Below are 23,586 nucleotides of genomic sequence, written 5' to 3'. Positions count from 1 at the left end.
CGTGACAACCCCAGGAAACCCCTGATCAGGGTGACTGTCACGAGGAGCGGAGGCCCCGCTCCTTCATCACATCAAGAGGCGGCGGGGAGCGGTGTTCTAGGCTGGATATCGGCGGGTCCGGGAAGTGACTGTTCCGAAGTGTTGACCATGGGGATCGGGTCAGCCGCGCTGGATTGCAGAGTCGCCCCCACGTGTCCTCCCGGGCCCGTCCTCGCCGCCGTTGCGTCCTTGATCATCTGCTTGTAGACGATGTCGGACAGGCGTCGTTTCAGGCAGCGCATGGCTTCCATCGGGGTCTTGCCCGCGGCGAGTTTGCGCCGGTAATACGCACGCCCCTCGGTGTCGTGGCGCAGTTGGACGATGGCCATGATGTGCAGGGCCCGGTTGATGCGCCGGTTCCCGGCACGGGACAGCCGGTGGCGTTTCTGATCGCCGGAGGACGCGTCCAGGGGTGCGGTGCCGTTCCAGGAGGCGAAGTGTCCGCGGCTGGCGAACCGGCTGATGTCACCGATGTCGCCGATCAGGCGGGCGGCGCCGGAGGGGCCGATGCCGTTGAGGTCCTGCAGGCTGCTGCCGGTGGTCTCGACGAGCTCGGTCAGTTCCTTGTTCGCGGCTTTGATCTTCTTGTCGACCTGGGCGAGCTCGGTGATCAGTTCCGACGTCAGCCGCCGGCGGGTGGCCCCGACAAGATCGCGCGGCCGAACCGTGTTGAGCAGGGTCCGGGCCTGCGGGGCGGACAGGGACTTCTTGGCTCCGCCGGGCAGCAGTTCCAGCAGGAGTTTGTGGATGCGGTTGAGCAAATCGGTGCGGGCGTGGCCGAGACCGTCGCGGCGGTCGACGAGCAGCCGCAACGCAACGGTCGCGTCGTCGACGGCTACCTGCCGCAAACCCTTGGCGCGTAGGGCTGCGACGGCGACGCTGTGGGCGTCGACCGGGTCGGTCTTGCGGCCCTGGCCGGTGTCGAACACGCGGGCCCGTGCGGACAGTTTCGCCGGCACGTCCACCACGGTCTCGCCGTCGGCGACGAGGCGTTGAGCGATGTGCCGCCCGATCCCGTTGCAGCCCTCGACCGCCCAGATCCGGTCCTTGTGCTGCCGGCCGAGCTTCAGCATCGTCTGGTAGCCGTCGCGGTCGGTGGTGAACCGGCCCTGGGCAAGGATCTTCTCGCGGTCGTTGATGATCTCGATGGTCGCGGACCGCTTGTGCGGATCCATACCGATGATGACCTGTCCCACGCTCGTCCTCCTCGATCAGACACGGGTGATGTCAGCGAGGAGGGCAGCGCTACTTCGAGCTGGGCAGACCCCTCTTGAGCCTCTCCGCGCCACGGTGACCGGCAGGAGGCATGCCAGATGAGAGCCACACCAAACCGCGGTGGGCAGCCGATGAGAGAGCCACCCCGCCGGTCACCTCGACCAAGCCTGGCCGGGCTGCGGTCGTAGCGCCAGTTAACAAGTAGCCGATGAGCGGTAGACGAGCGGCTGGCTATGCTGCCGGCCATGAGCGAAGCGTCTCCGCAGCCTTCCCCGTCGGCGGCCCCCACCGAGGCCGAGTCCCTGTTGTCAGTTCTCGAGCGCAACCGGCGGACCTTCGCCTGGAAGACGTCGGGGCTCGACGAGAAGGGTCTGCGCGCGACCACGGCGGCCAGTGCGATTGAGGTTCCACCCCGGGACCGGACACCGGAGTTTCATGCCGCGAGGGCGTGGGCCTGACGGTAGCAGGCGCGGGTTTCGTGGGGTGTGCGGTGGTTGAGTGTCGAGTGTAGACGGCTGTGGTTGTAGTAGGTGAGATAGGCGAAGACGTCTCGTCGGGCGTCGGCTCGGGTGGCCCAGACGCGGGTGCCGATCTCGGCTTTGAGGGTGGCGAAGAACGACTCGGCGACGGCGTTGTCGTAGCAGGAGCCGACCCGTCCCATCGACGGCCGCATGTTGAGCCTGGTCAGGGTGGTCCGAAACTCGGTCGAGGTGTACTGGGCGGTCTGGGATCCGCGGTCGGAGTGGAAGATCGCTTGCGGGGCGACCAGGCCCCGTCGGTGGGCGAGGGTGACGGTGTCGGAGACGAGTTCGGTGCGCATGTGCGCGGCCATGGCGTGTCCGACGACTTCGCGGGTGTGCAGGTCGATGGTGGTGGCCAGGTAGAGCCAGCCTTCGGCGGTGGGCAGGTAGGTGATGTCCCCGACAAGGCGTTGCCCGGGGGCGTCGGCGGTGAAGTCCCGCCTGATCAGGTCCAGCGCCGGCGCGGCCGTCTGGTCTTGCCGGGTCAGCGAGCGGCGTCGGCGTCGGATGATCCCGACGATGCCTCGTTCCCGCATGATCCGCTCCACCCGTTTGCGGTTGACCCGCCGGCCGCGTCGGCGCAGCTCGACGGTCACCCGCGGTGACCCGTAGGCGCCGCGGTGCCCGCCGTGGATCGCGGTGATCTCAGCGGCGAGCCGGTCCTCGGCCTCGGCGCGCTGCTCGCGGGCCGGCTGCGTGGCCAGCCACTCGTAGAAGCCGGGACGTCGTACCGCCAGGACGCGGCACAGCCGCTTGACGCCGTAGTCGGCGCGGTGTTCGGAGATGAACCGGTAGCGGAGGGTCATCGACCCATCTCCTTGGCAAAATAGGCGGCCGCCTTCCGGAGGATCTCCTTCTCGACCTCCAGCTCGGCGACCCTCTTGCGCAGCCGGCGCAGCTCGTCACGCTCATCGGCGTCGACCGGGTCACCGGCCCGCCCGCCAGCCCGGCCGGCGGCCTCGGCGGTCTTCGCGGCGTTGACCCAGTTCCGCAGCGTTTCATGATTGACGCCGAGTTCCTGACCGACTTCACGCAGTGACCGGCCCGACGAGCGGACCAGATCAACAGCGTCCCTACGGAACTGCTCGGGGTACTTCGATGGACGTGGCACCGGACCATCCTTCCCCAGACCACTGTCTGGGCTCAGGGTGTCCGGTCCGCAGGTGGAACCTCAGATGACGCTCGGTGGTCTCGTCAAGCATGTGGCCTTGGTCGAGGCAGACTGGCTGGCGGTCAAGCTCGCCGGACAGGAGTACGGAGCCCCGTGGGACACCGTAGATTTCGACGCCGACCCTGACTGGGAATGGCGCACTGGGGCGCTGGACTCTCCAGAAGATGTCTACGCAGTGTGGCGAGACGCTGTCGAGCGGTCGCGCGAACTCGTGGCTGAGGTCATCAAGGAGCGCGGGCTCGACGGGCCGGCGTCCTTCACCTGGCCGGACGGCCGCACGCCTACGGTCCGCGCCATGCTCCTAGACATGGTTGAGGAGTACGCACGACACACGGGCCACGCGGACATCCTCCGAGAGGCAGTGGATGGTCGCGTGGGTGAAGGCGCGCCTGCAGACTTCACCGTCTGAACGTCCTCGGCTGCCGCGATCCGCGCGCCTGTCGCCGCACGATCGCAGGTGGTCGCGATGCAAGCTGGTCACCAGCCGTCCAGGATTGAAACGCGGACAGAGTAAGAAGCGCTCTCGGCCAGCTCGACGCTGTACGTCACCCGGCGGATCTGGCGGTCGTCTACGTAGAGTGCGACCTCTTGGAGCGCTCCGAGGTGGGAAAGGTCCATGCTGGTTGGGTGGCTCTTGTCTTGGAGAACGTCCCCGATTCCACCGAGATAGTTGGTTGCGTCTCCGGGAGGACCGCCTGCCGGCGCTTGAACAACTACATCGAGCGCGATGTCGGCGCTTACTATCGTCCAGCCGACTTGCCGTGACGCTACGGCGGCTGCTTCCAACAGGGCTCGGACACTTCCGTGGTGCTTGTGGCCGGCGGCCAGCATGGATTTGGCCTCATTCTTGAGCGGTGGCCATCCTGGTACGTCGAAGGCGATCTCGAGTGCAGCGTCCGGGTTCATCGGCTCAGTGTCGGCTGATTGACGCGGTATCGGAAGGTCAGAGGTCCTCATCTGGCCGCCGTCCGTGCGCGCCGCCCAACTGGAAGTCGTCACGCCCGGTGACCGGCCTCCGTGCCGGTCGACGGCCGGAACTGCCGAGAACAGTGCGCCGGTAGGAACGGCTCCGACGTGACGGACAATGTCGAGATGACGATGGCGTTCCCTTCACCGACGGTTCCAGCAGCAGGGCGGACCGAGGTGTTTCTGCGGTACCTCGACTACTTCCGGGAGATGGTGCTGTCGAAGGTATCCGCGCTACCCGATGACGAGCTACGACGTAGCAGGCTTCCGTCGGGTTGGACACCGCTTGAGCTACTCAAGCACCTGCGCCACGTCGAGTTGCGCTGGATTGAGTGGGGATTTCAAGGGCGCGAGGTCGAGAAACCGTGGGGAGACCAACGCGAGGACCGGTGGTACGTCGCGCCCGACGAGACACTCGACGGCTTGATCGCGGCGCTGCGTGCACAGGGTGCGCATACCGGAGCCGTGGTCGCATGTAACGAGCTCACGACGGTTGGGGCTCCTGGTCCGAGATGGGACGGTGCACAACCGGCGTCGCTGGAGCGCGTGTTGTTCCATCTCCTGCAGGAGTACGCCCGCCATCTCGGACACCTCGACATTGTCACAGAGCTCGCCGGCGGTCCGACCGGCGAGTAGGTCCGCTCACACCATGAACGAACTACGATATGGAACGGCGGGTCACGTCCGGCTACGCCAACTACAGCAAGGCGTCTGAGCTGTTCGGCAAGATCGAGGGAGATGTCCGTGGCCTTGATTTCTGACGTCCTCGGGCGGGACGCGATGGAAAGACACGCCGCGGCGGAATTCCGTTTTCTCGTGATCGATGCCGGAGCCAGCGTCGCTCGTGAGCCCGACGCCTCCCGTACAGTTCTCGCCTACCTCATGCCGGAAGCCTTCGTGGAAGTGGAGTTGGACTGGCAGGAGGGCGCCGTCTTCGTCCTGGTGGGAAGGGCCGTCGACGGTGGCCGACCCGGCGGGTACTACGTGGACCACCGGGGCCGGAAGGTTCGATGGCACCTCGTTCGGGCTGTTGACCACAGCTCTCGGCCGGGTGCGGCGGACGTGGCGGCCGACCTTCGGCGGGTGACCCGCGGATCCGGGCGTGACGCGATGGTGGGCCAGATCGACGCCCTAGCGGCAGCGTTGCGGCAGGTCTTGCCGGAGTTGCCGGCCCTGGTTCAGCAGCTGAACTGAACCCGGTCCGCAATGCCGGGAGCCAGGGTCGCCCGATCGGCCTCGCCGGTCGGGCGGCCTCCGTGGCGACACCTCGGTGCGGCGAGAGGATGGCGGGAAGGGCTCATGAGCGCTCACTCCGAACGGAGCGTCACGATGGCGGGCGCGGCGATGCTGTGGACTCTCGCCATGGCGTACCGGAGGTGCTGGAAGGACGGGCAGGCGGTCGTCTGCACCGACCACGTCCTTTTCGAACTGGGCCGCCGTCTGCCGTCGCTGAAGGAGCAGCTCGCACCGCTCGCCCCTCTGATCGCCGACCGGGTCGGGCACGGGTGGCTGGGTGACGACGAGCCGCCGGCCACGCCGCCGGGCGCGACGGAGGCCGACCTGGAGGCGAGCGCGATCCTGCGGGAGGCGGGCTGGCGGGCCGGGGAACCGCGCCTGCGGTCGGGGCCCACGGAGCCGCCGGCGTGGAGTGCGGCCGTGTGGGAGGTGACCCGCTCGGCTATCGATGACGCCCAGTCGGTCGGCGTCGCCCACGCGCACGCGATGCACCTTCTGCCAGGGGTCGTCGCCGACCCCAGCTACCGGTCCCGCCGACTGCTCGACGCGGTCGGCGTGGACGCCGAACGGGTGATGGCGCGCATGCCGGTGGGAGTCAGTGTGCGCGCGTCCGGTGAGCCGATCGACGACGCCGTGAAGGGCCTGAGACTGCTGGGAGTTCTCGACAGCACGCTTCCCGCACCGGTCCGGATGGTGGGCAGTCTCCTGCGCGCGGCGCGGCCACGTTCGGAGGGACCCGTGCTCTTCGTCGTGGCCCGGGAGGCAGTGCGGGAAGCGGTTCGCCTCGGCGCCAGCGAGGTTGGGCCCGAACACCTGCTTCTCGGCATCACCATCGTGCAGGACCAACTCCGCGATGCGGGTGAGCAGTTCCGGCCGGACATGGTCCCCACCAACAACGCCACCGCGTTGCTCGCGCGTCGGGGCATCGACTCACCCTCGCTGTTGCTGAGGCTCGCCCGCACGGCGGCATCCGACGGCCCGGGCCTTCGCGTCAGAGTCGACGACCCTCCCTGGAGCGCGTCCGTCACCACCGCCGTGAACCGTGCCAAGCGGTACAGGACGGACACCCGCTCGCGCTGGCCGGGGACAAGTCATTTGCTGCTCGCTCTCCTGACAGGAGAAGCCGGAGCGATCCGACCCTTCCTGCGGTCGATGGACGTCAACGTCGACAAGCTCAGCGAGGAGGCTGCCCGAGACCTTGGACATCCCGCTCCGACCATAGGGAGCTGAGGAACCCTGATGGAGGCTGCGACGTGCGGTGACGGGGCCGCAGGGAGATGCTGGGGCGAGCGACTGGACGAGTGGGACCACTTCGAGGAGTGTCGGCGGCAGGAGGGAGGACCAGTGGCGGGAACTGCGGGGCGCTGGCTGCGTAAGCAGTTCGGTGGAGGTGAGCCGGCCTCCGCCGGCCAGAGCGGGGACCGGTATCCGATCCGGGGGGACACGGAGCTGGCGAGGGCGCTGCGGGCCTGGTTGGCCGCCCGCGCCCGACTCGACGCCGCCTTCGAACCGATCCAGCGACGGATGGACGCCGGCGTGGACCGGGCGGCGTTGACCGCGCTGCGGCAGGAGGAGACCTTGGCCTGGAACGAGTTCCGGACCCTGCGGTTGGCGGAGGAGCGATAGTGGCGGACCGGGATGTGCTCGACGCGCTGAACGGCCTGGAAGCCGCCTCCAAGGGCATCGACACGGTCCTCGCGGCGGCCCGGGACGGCCATGGCGAGCTGGATCCGACGCTGGTCGACGCCGAACGGATCGAGCGCTACCGGGAGCAGTTCCGGATGGAACTGGACTACTTCGAGGAGTCGTACCGCGGCTGAGACCCAGCGATCGGGTGGGATCCGCCCACACCGTGGTTCCCACCGGCCGACCATAAGGTGCCAGGGACAGCATCGACAATTCCGTCTCGTCGGTGGGTGACGCCTCCGCGGATGTGGGCGGGGCGATCGGTGACGGTGCCATGGACGCGGGCAGGTGATGAGCTCGCTGACCGGGATCGCCGTGCACGACGCGTGGGCGCCTTACGACCCCTACACCCCGGCCGGGCACCAGTTGTGCTGCGCCCATCTGCTACGCGAGCTGACCGCCGCCGCTGAACTGGCGCCGCAGGCGGTGTGGCCCCGGCAGGCGGCCGACGCGCTCCTGCGGCTCAAGACCGCAGCGGACACCGCCCGCGCTCGTAGACCGCCTGCTTGCCTAGACCAACAGCGGTAACACCACCGCAAACGACAAACGGCCTCGCTTCTTGCTCTGCTGCTCCTTCTCGGCGGGCGGCAGCGCCGGATACGAGACGTGTGGCGTGGGGCTGGACGCGAGCACATCCAGCCCCACGCGGAGCGCGACTACAGCTGCCCGATCAGCGGCTGCACCTCCGATGGATAGGTGTAGCCGCTGTCCCAGGGAAACCGGCCGTCCGGATCAGGCCACACGATCTGCTGCAGGCGGACGCGGTCGCGGCCGTAGCGGCCGAACGCGGCGCCGGGGTGCAGTTGATCGGTCGGGGCGCCAGCGACGACGACGGCGTCGTAGCCGGCGATGAGGTCGCCGATGCGCTGGCCGTGGTGAAAGCGTTCGGCATTGCCATAGACCCTGCCTGCCAGGTCGTTGAGCAGCGCCTGCGAGGTGGCGGGGTCGAGTCCGGCGATGAGCAGCTCGGGGTAGTGGTGAGCGGTCAAGCCGACGGTGTAGGCGAATGCTGGGGCCCTGTCGGGATCGTCGTCGGTGGGCACGACGAGGGTGACGGCCCAGCCCACCCTGTCGATGATCTCTGTCTGGCGGCGCAGAAAGGCCTCAATACCAGTCACGGGAGACTCCTTCGGTCAAGGATCTGGCGGCGTGGGTCGGCGCATCGCCGAAGGCCGCAACCGCCCCGGCGGAGTCGGCTGCAGGTCGGGCTCAGGCGGCACGGGGCGACGGCATGGGCTGCTGCCGAGGTGTCACCGGCCGGGTTGGCCGGAACCAGCCAGCGAACCGCGCCACCGCGCTCGCAGCCGGTGCGGCGACCCGTGCCCGGCCTCCGGCGAGCAGCCGGGGTCGGGTCGCAGCCTGGCCGGCGCGGTGAGCGTCGCGCGCCGGTGGGCACGGGTACGCCTCGCCGACGCAGCGCAGGTTGGCGCAGCGGCCGGGGTGATCGGGGTCAGGTAGGTGAGCGGCGGCGACGTCGGCGGCGAGCAGCCACAGCGGGACGTCGGTGACAGCGTGGGGTACGGCCCGTCGGTGCGGCTGCGTCATCGGAAGATTGCCCTCGGGGTAGCGGTGTCAGGGTGGCCGCCACCCCGGCCAGCGGGTGTGGGGATGCCGCTGTCGGGTCGCCGAGGTGGCGGCCGTGAGCAGCGACGCTCGACTTTCCGCTTAGATCAAGTCACCGCCTCACCACCGACGTGCAGGCGAGGCGACCTTGCGGTGATCCACGCCCCCTCTGCGTGATTTCCATGTGGCAGTCCGGCCTCGAGGCGCACTGCGCTGCTCGCACAGCGCCCGAGATGGCGGGGCGACACAGGCCGAGAACGCTTGACCAGTAGCCCGCTTCGCTGAGCTATCGAAGCGTGCTCCCGGCTACTTAGGGCAACGCACTACCGGATCGGTCTGTCGTCAACGGCTGATTTGGCCCTCCCGAAGCGCGCGCCGCCCCATGCAGGATGGCGCTATGGAGTACAAGGGCTATAACGGCACGATCGTCACTGAGGACGACCACTTGATATTGACCCACTCGGGTTTCGCTGCGAGGAGCGGCGGACTGGTAGTGGACCGGCCACGTCGGATCCCGTTGGAGGCCGTGTCTGGCGTTGTGCTCAAGGAGGCCAACCTAATGGTGAACGGCTGGTTGACCCTCGGTCTCGGCGGTGTGGCACCACCTAGGTTGGGCGCTGGCACGGCTGGGTCGAACCCGAACACAGTGATCTTTCGATACAAGAGCAGAGACCAGTTCAAGGCTCTGCACGACTGGCTGGTAACGGTCGTGGAGCACAACCGGGCGGCGGGAACGGACCCGTCCGCTGTCGAACTGGACGCTGCAGGCGAGACGCGGCTCGAACGCATGCAGGCGAACTCTGCTGCGGTCCAGAAGCAGAGGATGACTGAACTCCTCGGCGACGAGCGCCCCGACACCGTCGCCGCGGCCGCCCGCATGGGTTGGCGGATAGGTGGCAAGCGTGAGCTGAAGATGCTCGCAGGGCACCTGTACGAGGGCGAGACCGTCAGGTCCATAGCTCAAGGGACCTACACCGGCAAGCAGGGCATTTTGGTACTTACTGACGTTCGTCTGCTGTTTCTTTTCCACGGGGTGATAGGCCAGGCGAAGGAGGACTTCCCCTTACGTTCGATCTCGTCGGTGAAGACCAAGTCTGGGTTGGGTACTGGGGAGTTAAGCGTGTTTGCGTCAGGAACCTCCGCCTCTATATCGGGGATCATCAAATCCGACCTTGAGCCGCTCGCCAATGCGATCCGACAGGAATTGTCTTCCCAGCACACGGCTTCGCCGACAGCGTCGCCCCCTAAAGCTGCCGACGATCCGTATGACGCGCTGCAGAAGCTCGCATCGTTGCGCGATGCTGGCGTGTTGACCGACGAGGAGTTCGAGGCGAAGAAGCGTGATCTGTTGGGCCGTATCTGAGCCTGGATGGTCCCGCTACCGTCGCGACTCATCTGGTGATGGCGGGACGTTGACATGGCCGACGGTCGACGGCAGGCCGGCGTAATCCGGGTGACGCCACCCAATGGGGTTGTCTGGACACCAGCCCTCGACGGCCGCAGCAGTCCGGCCGGGCTCGGCTCGGACGCGCTCGGCGGGCCGTGAGGACCGCGGCGATCACAGCCATGGCCAGTTGGGAGCTGCCGTCAACGTGGCGCCCCCAGTCAGGAGCGCTTCAGGGTCTTCCATACCTACGAGCGAGCCATCGGAGCGAGTGTGGCAGTTCGATGCAAAGCAGGACGGCAGCGCCATGCCCCAGGCAGGGTGACTCGAGTCGGCCGCACCGGTGGCGGCAGATCCGGTCGCATTTAGGTGCTCACCGGATGACCGTGTCGAGGAAGCCTAGGAGAAGCAGTTCGAGGGCTTTACCTCCGGCGGCGAGGGGTCTACGTCGTGTCGTATCTGAGACCCTGTTGCTCGAAGCGCTGTCGCACCTCGGCTGCGTGCTCGGCGGCCACCTGCATGTCGGCGCCGGACGCCTCCAGCAGCTCCACCGTCGGTCCGCTGACGCCGGTGGGGTCAGCGATCGCCACGCCGGCCTGGATGCCGAGCAGCCGCGGGTCTGTGGTTACCTCGTGCACCGCGGCGATCGCCTCGGCGCGGGGCGCGTTGCGATCGGCGCCGCTGCCGTACCGTCCGGCGACCCCGGACAGCGCGGCCAGTACCAGCCGCTGGTCCTGCGGCAGACTCCCCACCTTCACCACCGATTGACAGTACCTGCATCTAAACCGGCATCTCAAAGGTTGCCGGCCGCGCAGGCCACCACGGCGCACCCTTCGGTGGGCGCCGCCCGGGTGCTCCTGGTGGACCCCGGATTCAGCGGCCGGCCTGTCCCCGCCGTTGGAAGCGGTGGTCGCGGCGTCGGGGAGGCCGGCGGTGGCGGCGCGGATAGGAGTCAAGCGCGCACTGGTAGCGCCGGACGTCGATGCGTCGGGTGCTGGTCTGCCACCGCCCGTCAGTCATCGGGCCAGTGTCACCACGGCCATGGCGACGCAGCCGATCAGCAGCGTGACTGCGCCGAACAGGGCATATGGCCACCATTCGCCGGAGCGCCCCTCCACCTGGCGGAGCGGCTGGGTAGGCAGATTCCAGCCGAAAGATGCGGAGACCCGTGGCTCGGCCTGCGGGAGCGTGAGGGGGACGGCAGCTGCGTGTGAGGGGATGTCTAATGGGCCGCAAGCAGACAGTTCCGACGTTGGGAGGCGTACGTGGGCGGCGGCGCGGATGTTGACAGGCGGAGATGTGTTGGCCTTTATAGTGCACTGGCCGTCCTGACGCTGGTCCTGACTGGCTGTGGCGCGTCTGCCACACCCGACCAGCCTCCCCCGTCATCGGCCCGCTCGGCCGACGCGCCTTCACCAAAGGTTGCTCCGCCGTCGGTATCGGCCCCCGTTCCTGATACAGCATGGGACCGGCTCAGCGCGGAAGGCGAGGCCCACGACAAGCTCAGTGCCCGGGACGCCGGCCTTCCTGAGGCGTACATCCCCGATCGCGGCGAGGACGCCTACGATCGGCCGCGCGCCCGGCGGGTAAGGCGGGACATGGCCGCCTACCTACTCCGAGTTCGCTCTGAAGATCCACCACTTGCCGACAGCCTCGGCTGGCAGCTACAGGCGGTTCCACCGGCCTGGTGCTCGATCGTTCTGCCCACGCGCACCCCAGAGAACCTGGCTGCCCAAGTTGCGGCTGCTAACGCGAGAGGCAAGGCATTAGCTCAAGCCCTTGGTGTCCGCTGGGAGCCCCCGGCTAACGACCGACGGCGTCGGCTACTAACTTTCGCTCGCGACGAGGCAGCCCGTCGATTCTGCCCCCAACAGGCCGCGGCGCCAGGTCGAGCTGTGCCCAAGAGCGTCACGACCGCGGCACGGATGCCTGGCAACGACGCCGGTGCAGATGTGCTCGATTCAGCGCTACCCGTCGTGTTCTCACCCGCCTGGTCGCCGGTCGGTGGCGGTACCAGGATTGGGGGAGACGAGCTGCGGTTGGCCTACGTGGGCATCCTCGTCGGTTCGGCGCAGGTTGATTCGTTGCGCACGTGGCCCGTTGCTCTTGACTGCTGGCTCATCGAAGATCAGGGCCTCCTACAGCCCGCGGAGATCTCTGAGACTGCCGACAACATCAGAGAGTTGATGCGGCTGGGCTCCACCACGAAACAGGAGGCCTCAAGAGACGCAACGGACTTCGCCGCCGGGAGCTTTGACCTGCTGGAAAGACGACGTCAGTGCAAGGAATGAACCTCCCGCGGCGACGCGGGCCCAGCGCGAAAGGCCCCAGCAGGCTGACACTCCCGCGCATAGTGCCGATTATGGTGCCTGGGTGCCGGCCGGGTTGAGCTCGGGGATGCGGAGCCTTTCCAGCGCTTGGCGCGCGAGTTCTCCGACAGCGGGAAGGTGCGACGCGCAGGCCCGGAGGGTGCGCTGGATCTGGTGAGGTAGGCGGTGCTCCTCGGCGATGGTGATGGCAGCCTGAAACGCCGCCTCGGCCTGGGATGCGTCGGCGCGGGCCAGGAGCACCTCCCCGGTGGTGACGTGGAGAATCGCCTGCCATTGCGGAGGTATCGCGGTGGCGGACATACGGTGGCGATCGAGCAGGTCGGTGGCCAGGTCGGGTCGACGTGTGTGGACCAGCCCGCGCAAGTGCACTTCATGGAGGGCGTGCAGGCTGGTGAGTCCTGTGCCGGGTCTCGCGTCGACCAGTCGCCACGCGCTGGTGATGGCGTGGTCGAACAGGGCGGGGTCGCCGAGTTCGCCGGCGGCTCGGGCGAGCTGTGCCAAGGCCGCACCTCGGTCGGGATCAGGCGCCAGTTCCACTGAGCGGCGGAGTCGGGCAACGGCGGCGGTGTGCCGTTCGACCTTGCGTAGCTCGTTGCCGTGTACCCGGAGGGTGAAGGCGAGCAGGTCCTGGTCGTTGAGGTGTTCGGCCAGCCGTAGCGCCCGGCCGGTCCATCGGGCGGCACTGACCAGTCGCTCCTCGGGCAGGACGTAGCCGAGTGAGACGCCGAGTTCGGCGCGGGCGCGGGCGAGCAGGAGCGCCACGTCTCGCCCGACGTGCCCGTCGGCGACCCGGCTCTCTAGGCGGGTGACCAGCGGCCAGAGTTCGTTGACGGCTTCGGCGCCATGGCCGGACTGGCGTGCGATCGCGGCGAGGCGGATGGTCGACTCGCCGAACTGGAGCATCGCGGTGAAGTCGGCGTCGTCGGGGTCGCTGACCCCGAGCGTGTGCGCAGGCAGGCCGAGGTGGCGGGCAATACGTAGCCGGGCGGCGACGTCGCTGATCTCCCGCCGTCCCGTTTCGATCATCGAAATGTAGGTGGGGTCGTAGCCGAGCAACTCCGCTAGACGCCGTTGGCTCACACCGGTCGCGGCCCGGTAGGCGCGAATGATGACCGCGAGATCGCCGCTGGCCAGCGCGGCCCGTGCGGTATCGCTGGTCCACAACCACAAGGCCGAGCCGCCACGGCGCTGGACAGGGACCGGCAGGGCGGCACCGGCGATGGCATGGCAAGCCGGGCACAGCGGCGATGCGCTCCAGCGGCCGACCGTCGCCCCGCAACCGCCGCACCGCATCGTCGACCGCCTACATGACTCGGGTACTGAGCTTGGCGTACCAGGTCGCGATGGACTTCTTGTACCCGTCTGGCATGCGCAGCGCCGCAACCTCGGCCTCGGTGAACAGGCCGGCTTCCTTGTGCTCGTGGCTGACGACCGGATCGGCGTCGGTGCCGACGTGGCAGCCGTACGTGATGATCAGAACGTCGACGCCGTCGCGGATGTGATACTGCCAAGCGTCCAGCAGCGGGCCAGCGGTGACCTGCCAGCCGACCTCCTCAGCGATCTCCCGGGCCACGCACCCCGCCGGCTCCTCGCCGAGATCCAGCTTTCCGCCCGGCAGCTCCCACTCGTCGCGCTCGTTGCGTAGCAACAGCACCCGGCCGTTGCGAACTACGACGCCCTTGACGGAGACAGGGAACACGTGCGGCTGGTAACTCATCGACCGGCTTCCCTCCACTGGCGCTGGACCTGGACCGTCCGGAACGTAGCACGGTCATTGCTCAACATCGGGCGCCTCGGCGTTGACAATCCGTCACTTGAACCAAGCGGTAGGTGCAGCCATGGTGAACGCCGACAACGCGATTCGCCGGAGGTGACCAGATGCGGGACGTCGATGACCTGCCCCACGTCGACCTATGCGACCCGGGCAGCGCGGCTCGCATCCTGAGTGGCCTCGCCACGCACGGCATCACGATCTTCCACGGCGGAGCCGAGCGCGACGATCTGCTCTGTACAGCCCGGTCATTGATCAGAGTCCGCACGCACCGCGACAGCGACTCCGACGGAGTAACCGCCATCGCCCAGCGGCCAGCGCCCAACGACGGAAAAACCAGCGTGGCGGGCTTCACCGACCGCGAGCTCTGGCCCCACACCGAAGGATCAGCCGTATGCCGGCCACCGCGCGTCCTGATGCTGGCTTGTCTTCGACCGGCGCAGACCGGCGGACGCAGTCATCTGGTCGACGGACGCGACCTCTACGACGAGATCGCCCGCACCGAACCCGCCATGCTCGCGGCGCTGTCCCAGCCCCGATCCGCGTACTTCGGCGGAGGATCCGGCCACCTCGGGGCGGTCTTCGAACAGACGACCGAGGGCCGGATAGCCGTCCGGCTGCGCCTCGACGAGCTTGCGCGCTTCGCGCCGATGCTCATGCCCTCTATCGACCGACTTCGCGCGCTTGTCCATCAGCACACCATTCCAATTGACCTACGTGAGGGCCACGGCTACATCCTGCTCAACGATCGCTGGCTCCACGGCAGAACCCGGTTCAACGGCAACCGCATGATGCTGCGCATCATCGGTGACCCGCTGCCCACCTACGCCCTGCCGAGCGGTTTCCGTCCAGCAGAGGCTCCGCAATCGGCCCCGTGGGCCACCTGACGTCCGTCGATACCACATCACTACCCCGCCCACCTCATGCGGGTGGCACAGCTGCGCCCGCCCAGCACGGGACCGAATCAACGATGCCGACACCGGCGTCCGGAAGGCACGCCATGAACCTGACCTCGATCGCGGCCATCAGCGCAGCGCTTGTGCTCGGATTCCTCGCCGGGCTGCTCACCTTCAAGCGCTCGCTGCAATGGTGCCGCGCCTGCGGAGCGTCCCTCAGCTGCCCGGAATGCACCCGGCCGCCCGGCAGACAGTCGGCCAAGCAGATCGCGATGCGCGAACCGGGAAATCCACGTCCATAACCGTCGGGCGATTCCGCGCCGGTCGAGCTCCGCGCGAACGGCCAGCCAAGCTCGGCCCCGAAAGCGTTGCCAGGAGCCGAAAGCAGGAAACCACCAGCAGGAGGAGCGCGACATGACCTTCTTCCAGGAGACCCGCCGGCGGCAATCAGAGACCATGCCGGCTGAGCAGATCGTCTCCTACACCCTGACCCCGGAACGTAGACACCGGCCGGTGTGGTCACGGAGCAAAATCAAGCTAGACCGCCGCTGCGGCGGTGGGCTGCCCTGCCGGTCGAGACACCGCATACCGATCAGGCGAGGGCACCGGCCCGGTGAGGCGCCATGACCACGCATGGACCCGTTCTGCCAATCTGGACCTGCGCCGGATGCGGTGCCCCCTGGCCCTGCCGCACACGACGCCACGAGCTGCGAGCCGAGTTCGAACGCGCTCCCATCTCCCTCGCCCTGTACATGGGCTCCTGCATGGTCGTTGCGAGCCAGGACATGGGCTGGGCCCCCGCTGGTCTACTTCACCGCCGGTTCCTGGGGTGGCTGCGATGACCGCACCCCGATCTCCTGGACCTGCTTCACGTGAGGCGCCGAGGACCGCTGCGAGTGATCTGCCCGTCCGGATGCCCGCAGCAAACGCCAGCCCGCCCTGGCGGCGCCCGCGCCAGCGACGCCGAGACGGGCACGGTGCTGCGGTGGGAGTTCGAGTCGGAGCCGGGGACCCCGCGCATGGCCGATCGCCTTGCTGCGGGCCAGCACCGCCGGTCAGTGGCGCGAATAGGTTCCACTGCGCCCCAAGAAGGCGGCAGGAGCAGCACCCGGACCTGGCGCGCTCGGAACGACAAAAATGGTTGCATCGCTGCCGCTCGTGAGAGTTGCAGAGCCCGATACGCTCGCAGCATGCAGTTCGACATGGGGGACGTTCCGGCTTGGGCTGCGCTCCTCGGTTCCGCCGGCGCCATTGTACAGCTGAACGGTGAACGGAGCTGACCTACCCTTGTTGCCCGAAGGGATCGTAGTTCCTGCGATGCTGGGTGCCGGCGGAGATCCTTCTGGTCCTCGGAACAGCGACTCGATAAGGTCGGGACATCAACCCTGCACCCGTCCGCGCGCCTGAGCACGGACCCGACTTCGGAGCTGGGCGCGGACTTCGTCGTGAATGGTCGCCGAGGTCTCGACTGCGGTCTCGATGGAAACGACGAGTCCATACCGGACTGTCTGTCTCGCCCTCAGCGTCTGGGCGTCGTTCATGCACTCCACGTGGATCGGGAGTGAATCGTTCGTTCCGAAGACCATCGCACGGCTGCCCTCGATTATCTCGTGCTGACAGCTGCCACGACGGACAGCGTGATGATCTGCCTCGACTCGGCTGCCTCCAGTCATCGTCTGCTCAGGCGTCTCGAAGAACACCTTGGCGGCGCGATATCTGGTTAGGTGCCCAGCGGTGGGTGCCATGTATGCGAGGGTCGCGGTGACTCGATGCCATGCGGCCTTCGAACGCAGTGACGGCGGCATCGGGATGCTGTAGGTATGACGTTGCTCGCGTCCGATCGATGCGCCGGCAATCAGGACGGCTCGATTGGTGGCGGCTGCTCCCAACCGAGCGACGTCCAGTACTCCGTACCCGAGTAACGCGGTCAGCTCGCGCCGTGCGCGCTGGGGGTCGGGATTCAGGGCTTGCCGAAGTCGACGGCCTGGCTCAGCCCAGGAGCTGGCGTGGACGAGGAGCGCTTTGGCGAGCACGGGGTGGTAGAGCGCGTCGGGGAAGGACGGATCGTCGTTGGCGTCCGCGCCCGATTCGAGGATGTCGAGGATATGGCTCGCTTCTCGGGTGACCAGGGCGGTCGCATTGCTGGTGCCGTAGGTGAAGGCAGTCGTGTGAGTGGCTCCCGCGCGACCTGGCGCTGCGACTTGGGTGCCGGGGCCTGTCGCGGCGGTGGCGGCGAGTCCAAGCTCGACAGTCGTTGCTCCGGGTGGACGGACGGGCTTGGAGTAGAGCGCGCGGCCTCCGACGTGGTGCAGGTCGGGCTTGATGGATCGGCCAACGCCTGGCCCGACGGCGCCGTAGAGAGCTGGCATGCCGGGTTCTGTGACGTCCCAGACCGTATCGGGGAGATCGAGCTCACCTGCCGCATCATCGTGGATGGCCCCAACGGTCAGGGCATTCAGCGCGTCACCTGGTGGGAGGATGCCACGCTGACGGCTGGTGCTACGTGCAGCCTTGAGCGCTTGCGTCCGTGCCGCCTCGATATCGTCGGCCGCTTCCGCCGGGATGATCAGTGGGTGCCGATGGTTGCCGGCGCTGACGACGAAGAGCAGGTTGTACTCGATGGCGAGCCAGTCCAGGAGCCTACCGACCGGGCTCATGCGGCGGACGAGGGCGCGTGACTCCGCTCCGATCGAGAGGTTCACGATGCGAACGCTCGGCGCGCTGGCGGCTCGGTGGCCCTCGCCCTCGACGATGCGGCGGACCGCACGGTGGAGCAGGTCGGTGAGCAGCTTGTTATCGACGACCTGTTCGTAACCGATGGCGAAAGCGTGTGGTCGCATGATGGGCCGCACATAGAGGGGTCGATCTAACGGTGCGCCTGGAGCGGAGAGGTCTCCGTGGATGATGAGCGAGGCCATCGCTGTGCCGTGATGTCGCGATGCCACCGAGTAGTCCTGCCCTAGCCCGTCTGGGTCGTCGACTGTGAGTCGCCCGGCGATTGCATCGTGGTTGACAAACGGCAACCCGTCCAGCAATGCGACTCGTGGCAATCCCTCTACACGTTCGGGTGCAGGCAAGGCCTGCGCCGCCGGTGGGTCGAGGGTCGGTGGTGCGACGCTCATCGGGGTGTAGGGACTGACGAACATGATCTCGTCGGTAGTGAGCAGTTGAATCGCCTCGACACCGTGCTGAAGGACCGCTTCGACCTGTTGGACGGGCAGATCGACTAGGAACGCGTGGTAGGCGATGGCATCAATCTGGGCTCGGTCTTTGACGTGGCCGCCGGCGGCAATGACAATCTCGTTCAGGTGGGCTTCGGCGGCCGTCCGTTGTTCGGCGTCGCGGCGGTACCACAGCTCGATTTCCACCAGGACCGGGCTGAGAGACTGGCCCACGAACTCTAGTCGTTCTCGCCATTCCTCGATGAGGCCGGTGTCACGTACGCGATCGGCGGCACCCCAACGGCGGATGGCACGCAGTTGCTCGAATGCGGTGCGGAACTTGCCTAAACCATGCTCGAAGCTCATTGACGGGTTCGCCTGCCACTGCTCGAAGAGGCGGACGAGCTGGCCTGCTGCTTCCGCATTTGACATGACGAGATACAGCGAATGCTGAACCTTGTCGCCAGTCCGTCCGCTCTGCCGGCTGACCATATGGAAGTCGTCGTCCGGTTCGGTGTCTTCGTCCAGAAACTCAGACAGGAACTCCAGCCCTTCGATCCGGTTGACGGCGTTGCGGAAGTCCTTCACGCTTCCGGCAAGATCGAAAACAAGAACGAGTTCAGGGTCGACCTCGTCCACGTGTCCATCGGCAAGCTGGGCGCGCCGGTTGTCAAAGGCGTCGACGAGCGCGCGGAACTGCGGTGCCAGGCGCTCGCCCTGCCGAGCTGCACCAGGACTGGAAACGGTGGGCGGCACTGACGGGGACTGTGGGTGCCGGTCACCGACCTCGGGAGCCCCCAGGGCCAGAAGCGGGCGGCGCTCGCCGCTCACTCAGCGGCCTGACTACGCCTGTGCTCAAGTCGTTCTTGCACGATTCGGCGCAGGTCCGCATCGGGTAGTTCGAGGACTGCGCGCCGCCGGACATCGAGAGCGAACTCTTCAAGCTCGGCGAAGCTCGCTCCCGCTAGTTTTTCAGCCAGGGTGCGTGGCGCGAATCCAAGATCACCGCCGAGCCGGGCGGCGAGTTTCTCCAAGAATTGGGTCGCCTGCGCGCGGCTGGGGGGAGCTAGTTCCGCGCGCACTTGGAACCTACGCCAAGCGGCGCGGTCAAGTAGCTCGCCGTGGTTAGTGGCGCCAACCAGGATGACGTGAGCCGGCAGACGGTCGATCTGGAGTAGCAGCGTGGACACCACACGCTTAATCTCGCCGGTCTCGTGCTCATCAGACCGCTCTTTGGCGATCGTGTCGAGTTCATCGAAGAATAAGACACACCGGCGCGTGCGGGCGAACTCGAATGCGCTGTCCAGACGTGATGCGGTCTCACCAAGGAAGCTGGAAACCACACCCTCGTAGCGGATGACGTAGAACGGCAGCATAAGTTCGGTGGCGATGGCCTCGGCGACGCTGGTCTTTCCGTTGCCTGGAGGGCCGGACAGCAGCAGCCGATTTCGAGGATCGATGCCGTAGCTGCGCAGAAGTTCAGAGCGTTTTTGCTCCTCGATGAGTTCCGCGACAACGCGCCCGACGACTGGGGCAAGCTCTAGTTCATTGAGGCGACGGTGCGGGACTATCTCCTGCATTAGATCACGCACGCTCGAGGCGCGATCATCGCGGGAGAGACCCTGACCGGTCGTGGTGATGATCTCAGACAGGCGATCCGCGAGGAGATGGTGCTGGTTGGCACGCTCCTCGGCAATGACGGCCTCGACCAAGACTCGGAACCGAGCACGGTCACCACGCCGCTCCGCCTCGACAAGGTCTAGGAGCAGGTCCGCGCGCGCCATGCCCATCCCCCAGTCCTCTAGGCGTCCAACATTGCTCTATCGTACCGATCAACATCCGGCCGGCGCGACGGTGAGTCGGTCGCGGATTCGCGTCGCAGCTCACTGGCCCAGGGCCGGGGCGACCTGCCACCCGAGCCCCCTGGCGACAAAGATCCACGAGATTGTCCGCCATGGACATGGTTTTTCACCCCACACGTCGCCCCTCGGGCCACGGCCCAGCCCAGGCGAGACACGAAACCACTGGTCAGCACGAACCGACACGAATCGCTGCCGAGACAGCACAGTGACAACGAAGCACCTGCACCGTGGCGTTCACGCTGTTGTTCTTGAAGGTGAAGGTCTTGCCGACGGCGAGCATGTCGCTCCGGACGGTGTCCGGCCAAGGCTCGCGCTGGTTCGGCGGAAACACGCCTGGCCGCGCGGCGGGCGGCTGATGATCAGAGAGTGTGGGAGCGCGTTGACGTTCCGGCCGTCGGTGGTCCGGTCGACGGCCGGAACCTCCTGGTGCCCGTTAACGACGACGGCCTACCGCCCGAGACGATTGACCAGTCATGGCTGTGGGTCGAGTACGGCGGCGAGCTGCTGGACGCGGACGTCGCCGGCGTGTACGAGTTGGAGTCCCAGGCAGGCAGGGGTCCGCCTTGGGTGTACGTGTGGGTGCCCCACTCCCGCTGAACGGGCCGTCCTCAGCCGCGTCGGCCCACGCCGGTAGTCCTGACAACGACGGCGGCCCGGGAAGGTACTCACGCGCTCCGTTCGCGCCTGCTCTCCCACATGAACTCGCCGATGATCCGGACCAGCTTCTCCGCCCGCGCGTCATCGCCCATCGCCGCGCCGGAGAGCTTCCCAACCGCCGACTCTATTTCGAACGCGGCGTCAACGATCGACTCCCGCAGATCCCGTGAGTCGAGAAACTGGTCCTTGGCATTGTTGTCGATCTGGTCGGCGATCCCAGGCGCTTGCTCGGCCTTAGCCGCGACCGGCTTCACGAATCCCTCAATCTCCGCAGGCCCGAATTCACCGCCGAACAGGTCGTTGATGCGCGCGATGACTTCGACCAGCCGAACCAGTTGTGGGTCCTGGTTCACTCCTCCAGACCCGGCGCCAGAGATCGGCGGTAAGGACGCATCAACGGACCCGAGCGTGATCGACGCCTTGCCGCGGTCGATCTGCTTAACGCGCTTAAGCACGAGATCGGACAGGTCCACATCGGTGGCGACCCGGTCGACGTCGATCACCCGCACCAGCTGGCGCAAGTACACGCACAGTTTCTCGAGGTCGGTGTCTCCGTAGTCGATGACTTGGGACATGAAGTCATACATCCGCACGAATGTTCCCGCGTCCTTGCGGAACAACTCGAGCCGCTCCCGCTCCGCTCGATCATCACGGGAACGCGCAGCCTCGTAACGAGCCGCAAAACGGTCCTTGGCCGGCTTCACCGCCGCCGCCAACTCGGTGTGGGACCCGCCCGAGAACCATGCTGAGGCGAATTCGTCCACCTCCGACCGCAAGTAGATGTCGGCCTCGGCGAGCTTGGCCCCGATCTCATGCACGATGTTTGGGTCGGTCTCCCTCTCGACGACGACCTCGGTGTAGTACGGCTCGAACGCAGCCTGGATGTCGGCGGGGTCGTTGACGAAGTCCAGCACGAACGTATTGTCTTTCCGCTCCCCGCGTGGAGTGCGGTAGGTGCGGTTTAGTCGGGACAAGGTTTGCACGGCGTGCACGTCCGGGAGCCTCTTGTCCACGTACATTGCGCACAGCAGCGGCTGGTCGAACCCGGTCTGGAACTTGTCGGCCACGATCATCACCCGGTAGTCCGCCCGACGGAACTCCGCGGCCAGGTCCGACCCCAGCCCCGGGTTCATCGACGACTCCGTCGCGCCCTCGATCCCAAACTCCGGATCGTTCACCGCCCCGGAGAACGCCACGAGCGTCTTCAGCGGGTACTTTTTCTCGGCGATGTACTTGTCGATTACGCGCTTGTACCGCACCGCGGGGACCCGCCCGTCGGTCACGACCATCGCCTTCGCGTGCCCCTCCAGCAGGTGCGCCACGTTCGCCAGGAAATGTTCGACGATGATCTCGACCTTCTGCCCGATGTTCGCCTCGGACAGCTTGACGAACCGCATGATCCCGCGCGATGCGGCCTTCGAGTCCACCAGGGCCGCGTCCTCACCACCGGTCAGCGTGCGCACGCCGTCACGGGCACGCTGCTCGATCTCGAACGCTGTCTTGTACGTCTGATATCCGCGCAGCACGTCGAGGATGAACCCCTCCTCGATCGCCTGCCGCATCGTGTACAGGTGGAACGCCCGCGGCGGCCCATTGGGATCGGCCTGGTCTTTACGCCCGAACAACGTCAGCGTCTTCGACTTCGGCGTCGCCGTGAAGGCCAGGTAGGACACGTTCTGCGGGTTCGCCCGAGCCGACGTCATTGCAGTGATCTTCGCGTTGAGCACGTCCTCGGCCGAGATCTCTTCGTCCTCGGCAACCTCAACGCCGCCCGCAGTCAGGACCTTGCGCAGGTCCGCCGCCGTCGCGCCCGACTGCGAGGTATGCGCCTCGTCCACGATCACCGCGAAGTTCTTCCCGGCCAAGTCACCGGTCATCAGGTCCATCACGAACGGGAACGTCTGGATCGTGACGATCACGATCAACGACTTCCCGGACAAGGCAGCGGCCAGCGCCTTCGACTTCGATCCGCCCGCCCGCCGCACCTCAGCCGCGTCGATCGTGGTCACCAGGTCCGAGGTGTTGTCGACCTGCCGCACTGCGTCCTGCAGTTGCCGGTCCAGCACCTTCCGGTCGCTGATCACCAGCACCTTGTCGAACATCTTCTCGTTCTCGGCGGTGTGCAGACGTGCCAGGCGGTGCGCCGTCCACGCGATCGTGTTCGTCTTGCCCGACCCGGCCGAGTGCTGCACCAGATACCGCGCCCCTGGCCCCTCCCAGCCAACCGTCGCCACAAGCTCGGTGACCGCCTCCCACTGGTGGAACCGCGGGAAGATCAGGGTCGACTTCTTCGAGGTACGCCCCGTGATTGGATCGGTGTCCTCCTCGTGCCGCAAGAACATCAGCGAACCCAGGATGTTCAGCCACGAGTCACGCTGCAGCACCCGCTCCCACAAGTACGACGTCGCCGCGCCACCCGGCACCGGAGGGTTCCCTTTCCCACCATCGGCGGTGCCGCGGTTGAACTGCAGGAACAACGTCTTGAGCCCGGCCAGGCGCGTGGTCATCCAGACCTCGTCGTCATCCAGCGCGAAGTGCACGAGCGTCCGCCCGAACGCCAGCAGCGGCTGCCCCTTGGGGTCGCGGTCCTTGCGGTACTGCTCGACGGCCGACCGTGCCTGCTGCTTGAAGTACGTCTTCAACTCGAGCGTCGCCACCGGCAGGCCGTTCACGAAGAACACCAGGTCGATCCGCCCGCCACCACCGTCGGGCGAGTACGTCACCTGACGCATCACCCGCAGCCGCGCCGCTGCGTAGTCCGCCACCGTCTTGGGGTTAAGGGACGACGCCGGAGCGAACTGGCACATCCGGAACTTCGCATTGATGTGCGACAAGGGCCGGCGCAGCACGTTCAGAGTGCCGCCGCCGTTCTCCATCTTCGCGTCCAGCCGCTTGACCAGGGTGTCCAGCAGGTGCGTCCGCTGCTTCGCCTCCGACGTCGCACCGACCGACACGACCTTCGCGAACTCCTCCAGCTGGGTTTCCTCCAGCCACGCGAACACATCCGCCGGAAACAAGGCACGCTCGCGGTCGTAGCCGTCCGCGTTCGGCGAGTACAACCAGCCGTGTGCAGCCAAGTACTCGGCGATCTCGACCTCGAACGCCTCCTCACGCGTCGCGTCCACCAT

The 23,586-nt window shown here is 67.0% G+C and carries 24 protein-coding genes; 13 read left to right on the top strand and 11 right to left on the bottom strand.

Annotation, left to right across the window (positions count from 1 at the left end; genetic code table 11):
* Positions 1-71: 71 nt before the first annotated feature.
* From AC1WTP_RS28585 to AC1WTP_RS28575, 3 genes are all read right to left on the bottom strand, one after another.
* The gene (locus AC1WTP_RS28585; protein WP_481652341.1) at positions 72-1,235 is read right to left on the bottom strand and encodes an IS110 family RNA-guided transposase; all 1,164 of its coding nucleotides are present in this window, start codon (positions 1,233-1,235) and stop codon (positions 72-74) included.
* Between the two features lie 452 nt (positions 1,236-1,687).
* The gene (locus AC1WTP_RS28580; RefSeq protein ID WP_481652340.1) at positions 1,688-2,581 is read right to left on the bottom strand and encodes an IS3 family transposase; all 894 of its coding nucleotides are present in this window, start codon (positions 2,579-2,581) and stop codon (positions 1,688-1,690) included.
* Complete coding sequence (locus AC1WTP_RS28575) at positions 2,578-2,886, bottom strand: transposase (RefSeq protein ID WP_481652339.1); 309 nt, start codon at positions 2,884-2,886, stop codon at positions 2,578-2,580. Before AC1WTP_RS28575 ends, AC1WTP_RS28580 begins: the two co-directional genes overlap by 4 nt.
* Positions 2,887-2,938: 52 nt before the next feature.
* Between AC1WTP_RS28575 and AC1WTP_RS28570 the strand changes: the two genes are divergently transcribed.
* On the top strand, positions 2,939-3,355 hold the full coding sequence (locus tag AC1WTP_RS28570; protein ID WP_481652338.1) for a mycothiol transferase: 417 nt from the start codon (positions 2,939-2,941) through the stop codon (positions 3,353-3,355).
* A gap of 68 nt (positions 3,356-3,423) precedes the next feature.
* Here the strand turns inward: AC1WTP_RS28570 and AC1WTP_RS28565 are convergent, their stop codons facing one another.
* The gene (locus tag AC1WTP_RS28565; RefSeq protein ID WP_319462526.1) at positions 3,424-3,852 is read right to left on the bottom strand and encodes a RusA family crossover junction endodeoxyribonuclease; all 429 of its coding nucleotides are present in this window, start codon (positions 3,850-3,852) and stop codon (positions 3,424-3,426) included.
* Positions 3,853-4,038: 186 nt separating this feature from the next.
* Here AC1WTP_RS28565 and AC1WTP_RS28560 point away from each other — a divergent pair, with 186 nt between their 5' ends.
* From AC1WTP_RS28560 to AC1WTP_RS28535, 6 genes are all read left to right on the top strand, one after another.
* A complete protein-coding gene (locus tag AC1WTP_RS28560) occupies positions 4,039-4,548 on the top strand; it encodes a DinB family protein (RefSeq protein ID WP_319462525.1) in 510 nt (169 codons plus the stop codon).
* A 108-nt stretch (positions 4,549-4,656) separates the two neighbouring features.
* On the top strand, positions 4,657-5,106 hold the full coding sequence (locus AC1WTP_RS28555) for a hypothetical protein (protein ID WP_481652337.1): 450 nt from the start codon (positions 4,657-4,659) through the stop codon (positions 5,104-5,106).
* 105 nt (positions 5,107-5,211) lie between these two features.
* Positions 5,212-6,378 (top strand): hypothetical protein, encoded by a 1,167-nt coding sequence (locus AC1WTP_RS28550; protein WP_481652336.1) that lies wholly within the window; start codon positions 5,212-5,214, stop codon positions 6,376-6,378.
* Between the two features lie 114 nt (positions 6,379-6,492).
* Positions 6,493-6,774, top strand: a complete 282-nt coding sequence (locus AC1WTP_RS28545; RefSeq protein WP_481652335.1) for a hypothetical protein — start codon at positions 6,493-6,495, stop codon at positions 6,772-6,774.
* Positions 6,774-6,968, top strand: a complete 195-nt coding sequence (locus AC1WTP_RS28540; protein WP_481652334.1) for a hypothetical protein — start codon at positions 6,774-6,776, stop codon at positions 6,966-6,968. The genes AC1WTP_RS28545 and AC1WTP_RS28540 overlap by 1 nt, the downstream gene beginning before the upstream one ends.
* A gap of 157 nt (positions 6,969-7,125) precedes the next feature.
* Positions 7,126-7,362, top strand: coding sequence for an IS66 family transposase (locus AC1WTP_RS28535; RefSeq protein ID WP_481652345.1), 237 nt, complete (start codon positions 7,126-7,128; stop codon positions 7,360-7,362).
* A 128-nt stretch (positions 7,363-7,490) separates the two neighbouring features.
* Here AC1WTP_RS28535 and AC1WTP_RS28530 read toward each other — a convergent pair whose 3' ends face one another.
* Positions 7,491-7,952, bottom strand: coding sequence for a DUF4262 domain-containing protein (locus AC1WTP_RS28530; protein WP_481652333.1), 462 nt, complete (start codon positions 7,950-7,952; stop codon positions 7,491-7,493).
* An 842-nt stretch (positions 7,953-8,794) separates the two neighbouring features.
* Here AC1WTP_RS28530 and AC1WTP_RS28525 point away from each other — a divergent pair.
* Positions 8,795-9,760, top strand: a complete 966-nt coding sequence (locus AC1WTP_RS28525; RefSeq protein WP_481652332.1) for an SHOCT domain-containing protein — start codon at positions 8,795-8,797, stop codon at positions 9,758-9,760.
* A 464-nt stretch (positions 9,761-10,224) separates the two neighbouring features.
* Here AC1WTP_RS28525 and AC1WTP_RS28520 read toward each other — a convergent pair whose 3' ends face one another.
* Complete coding sequence (locus AC1WTP_RS28520; protein WP_319462516.1) at positions 10,225-10,542, bottom strand: hypothetical protein; 318 nt, start codon at positions 10,540-10,542, stop codon at positions 10,225-10,227.
* 1,134 nt (positions 10,543-11,676) lie between these two features.
* Here AC1WTP_RS28520 and AC1WTP_RS28515 point away from each other — a divergent pair.
* Positions 11,677-12,072 (top strand): hypothetical protein, encoded by a 396-nt coding sequence (locus AC1WTP_RS28515; RefSeq protein WP_319462515.1) that lies wholly within the window; start codon positions 11,677-11,679, stop codon positions 12,070-12,072.
* Between the two features lie 69 nt (positions 12,073-12,141).
* Here AC1WTP_RS28515 and AC1WTP_RS28510 read toward each other — a convergent pair whose 3' ends face one another.
* The gene (locus tag AC1WTP_RS28510; protein WP_481652331.1) at positions 12,142-13,404 is read right to left on the bottom strand and encodes a helix-turn-helix transcriptional regulator; all 1,263 of its coding nucleotides are present in this window, start codon (positions 13,402-13,404) and stop codon (positions 12,142-12,144) included.
* 10 nt (positions 13,405-13,414) lie between these two features.
* Entirely contained in the window at positions 13,415-13,828 is a 414-nt protein-coding gene (locus AC1WTP_RS28505) for an NUDIX hydrolase (protein ID WP_481652330.1), read from the bottom strand.
* Positions 13,829-13,989: 161 nt separating this feature from the next.
* Here AC1WTP_RS28505 and AC1WTP_RS28500 point away from each other — a divergent pair, with 161 nt between their 5' ends.
* Entirely contained in the window at positions 13,990-14,769 is a 780-nt protein-coding gene (locus AC1WTP_RS28500) for a TauD/TfdA family dioxygenase (protein WP_481652329.1), read from the top strand.
* 113 nt (positions 14,770-14,882) lie between these two features.
* Positions 14,883-15,080, top strand: coding sequence for a hypothetical protein (locus AC1WTP_RS28495; RefSeq protein ID WP_481652328.1), 198 nt, complete (start codon positions 14,883-14,885; stop codon positions 15,078-15,080).
* Between the two features lie 1,077 nt (positions 15,081-16,157).
* Here the strand turns inward: AC1WTP_RS28495 and AC1WTP_RS28490 are convergent.
* A complete protein-coding gene (locus AC1WTP_RS28490; protein ID WP_481652327.1) occupies positions 16,158-18,695 on the bottom strand; it encodes a S8 family peptidase in 2,538 nt (845 codons plus the stop codon).
* Positions 18,696-18,766: 71 nt separating this feature from the next.
* Positions 18,767-19,729: an AAA family ATPase gene (locus AC1WTP_RS28485; protein ID WP_481652326.1), complete on the bottom strand. Its 963-nt coding sequence runs from the start codon at positions 19,727-19,729 to the stop codon at positions 18,767-18,769.
* A 299-nt stretch (positions 19,730-20,028) separates the two neighbouring features.
* On the opposite strand from AC1WTP_RS28485, the gene AC1WTP_RS28480 reads away from it, so the two are divergent.
* Together AC1WTP_RS28480 and AC1WTP_RS28475 are read left to right on the top strand one after the other, a co-directional pair.
* Positions 20,029-20,157, top strand: a complete 129-nt coding sequence (locus AC1WTP_RS28480) for a hypothetical protein (RefSeq protein WP_481652325.1) — start codon at positions 20,029-20,031, stop codon at positions 20,155-20,157.
* Positions 20,158-20,167: 10 nt separating this feature from the next.
* A complete protein-coding gene (locus tag AC1WTP_RS28475; RefSeq protein ID WP_481652324.1) occupies positions 20,168-20,398 on the top strand; it encodes a hypothetical protein in 231 nt (76 codons plus the stop codon).
* A 68-nt stretch (positions 20,399-20,466) separates the two neighbouring features.
* Here the strand turns inward: AC1WTP_RS28475 and AC1WTP_RS28470 are convergent, their stop codons facing one another.
* Entirely contained in the window at positions 20,467-23,586 is a 3,120-nt protein-coding gene (locus AC1WTP_RS28470; protein WP_481652323.1) for a type I restriction endonuclease subunit R, read from the bottom strand.

This window comes from Micromonospora sp. R311, from assembly GCF_056780015.1.
Note: the sequence above shows the minus strand (reverse complement) of the source record. Positions and strands in the feature narration are given on the sequence as shown.

What these genes read in the sequence shown, in the direction of transcription:
- AC1WTP_RS28495 (WP_481652328.1), top strand. Translation starts at nt 14,883, where the DNA reads ATGAACCTGACCTCGATCGCGGCCATCAGCGCAGCGCTTGTGCTCGGA.
- AC1WTP_RS28565 (WP_319462526.1), bottom strand. Translation starts at nt 3,852, where the DNA reads ATGAACCCGGACGCTGCACTCGAGATCGCCTTCGACGTACCAGGATGG.
- AC1WTP_RS28505 (WP_481652330.1), bottom strand. Translation starts at nt 13,828, where the DNA reads ATGAGTTACCAGCCGCACGTGTTCCCTGTCTCCGTCAAGGGCGTCGTA.
- AC1WTP_RS28535 (WP_481652345.1), top strand. Translation starts at nt 7,126, where the DNA reads ATGAGCTCGCTGACCGGGATCGCCGTGCACGACGCGTGGGCGCCTTAC.
- AC1WTP_RS28500 (WP_481652329.1), top strand. Translation starts at nt 13,990, where the DNA reads ATGCGGGACGTCGATGACCTGCCCCACGTCGACCTATGCGACCCGGGC.
- AC1WTP_RS28550 (WP_481652336.1), top strand. Translation starts at nt 5,212, where the DNA reads ATGAGCGCTCACTCCGAACGGAGCGTCACGATGGCGGGCGCGGCGATG.
- AC1WTP_RS28510 (WP_481652331.1), bottom strand. Translation starts at nt 13,404, where the DNA reads ATGCGGTGCGGCGGTTGCGGGGCGACGGTCGGCCGCTGGAGCGCATCG.
- AC1WTP_RS28560 (WP_319462525.1), top strand. Translation starts at nt 4,039, where the DNA reads ATGACGATGGCGTTCCCTTCACCGACGGTTCCAGCAGCAGGGCGGACC.
- AC1WTP_RS28580 (WP_481652340.1), bottom strand. Translation starts at nt 2,581, where the DNA reads ATGACCCTCCGCTACCGGTTCATCTCCGAACACCGCGCCGACTACGGC.
- AC1WTP_RS28470 (WP_481652323.1), bottom strand. Translation starts at nt 23,586, where the DNA reads ATGGTGGACGCGACGCGTGAGGAGGCGTTCGAGGTCGAGATCGCCGAG.
- AC1WTP_RS28525 (WP_481652332.1), top strand. Translation starts at nt 8,795, where the DNA reads ATGGAGTACAAGGGCTATAACGGCACGATCGTCACTGAGGACGACCAC.
- AC1WTP_RS28485 (WP_481652326.1), bottom strand. Translation starts at nt 19,729, where the DNA reads ATGGGCATGGCGCGCGCGGACCTGCTCCTAGACCTTGTCGAGGCGGAG.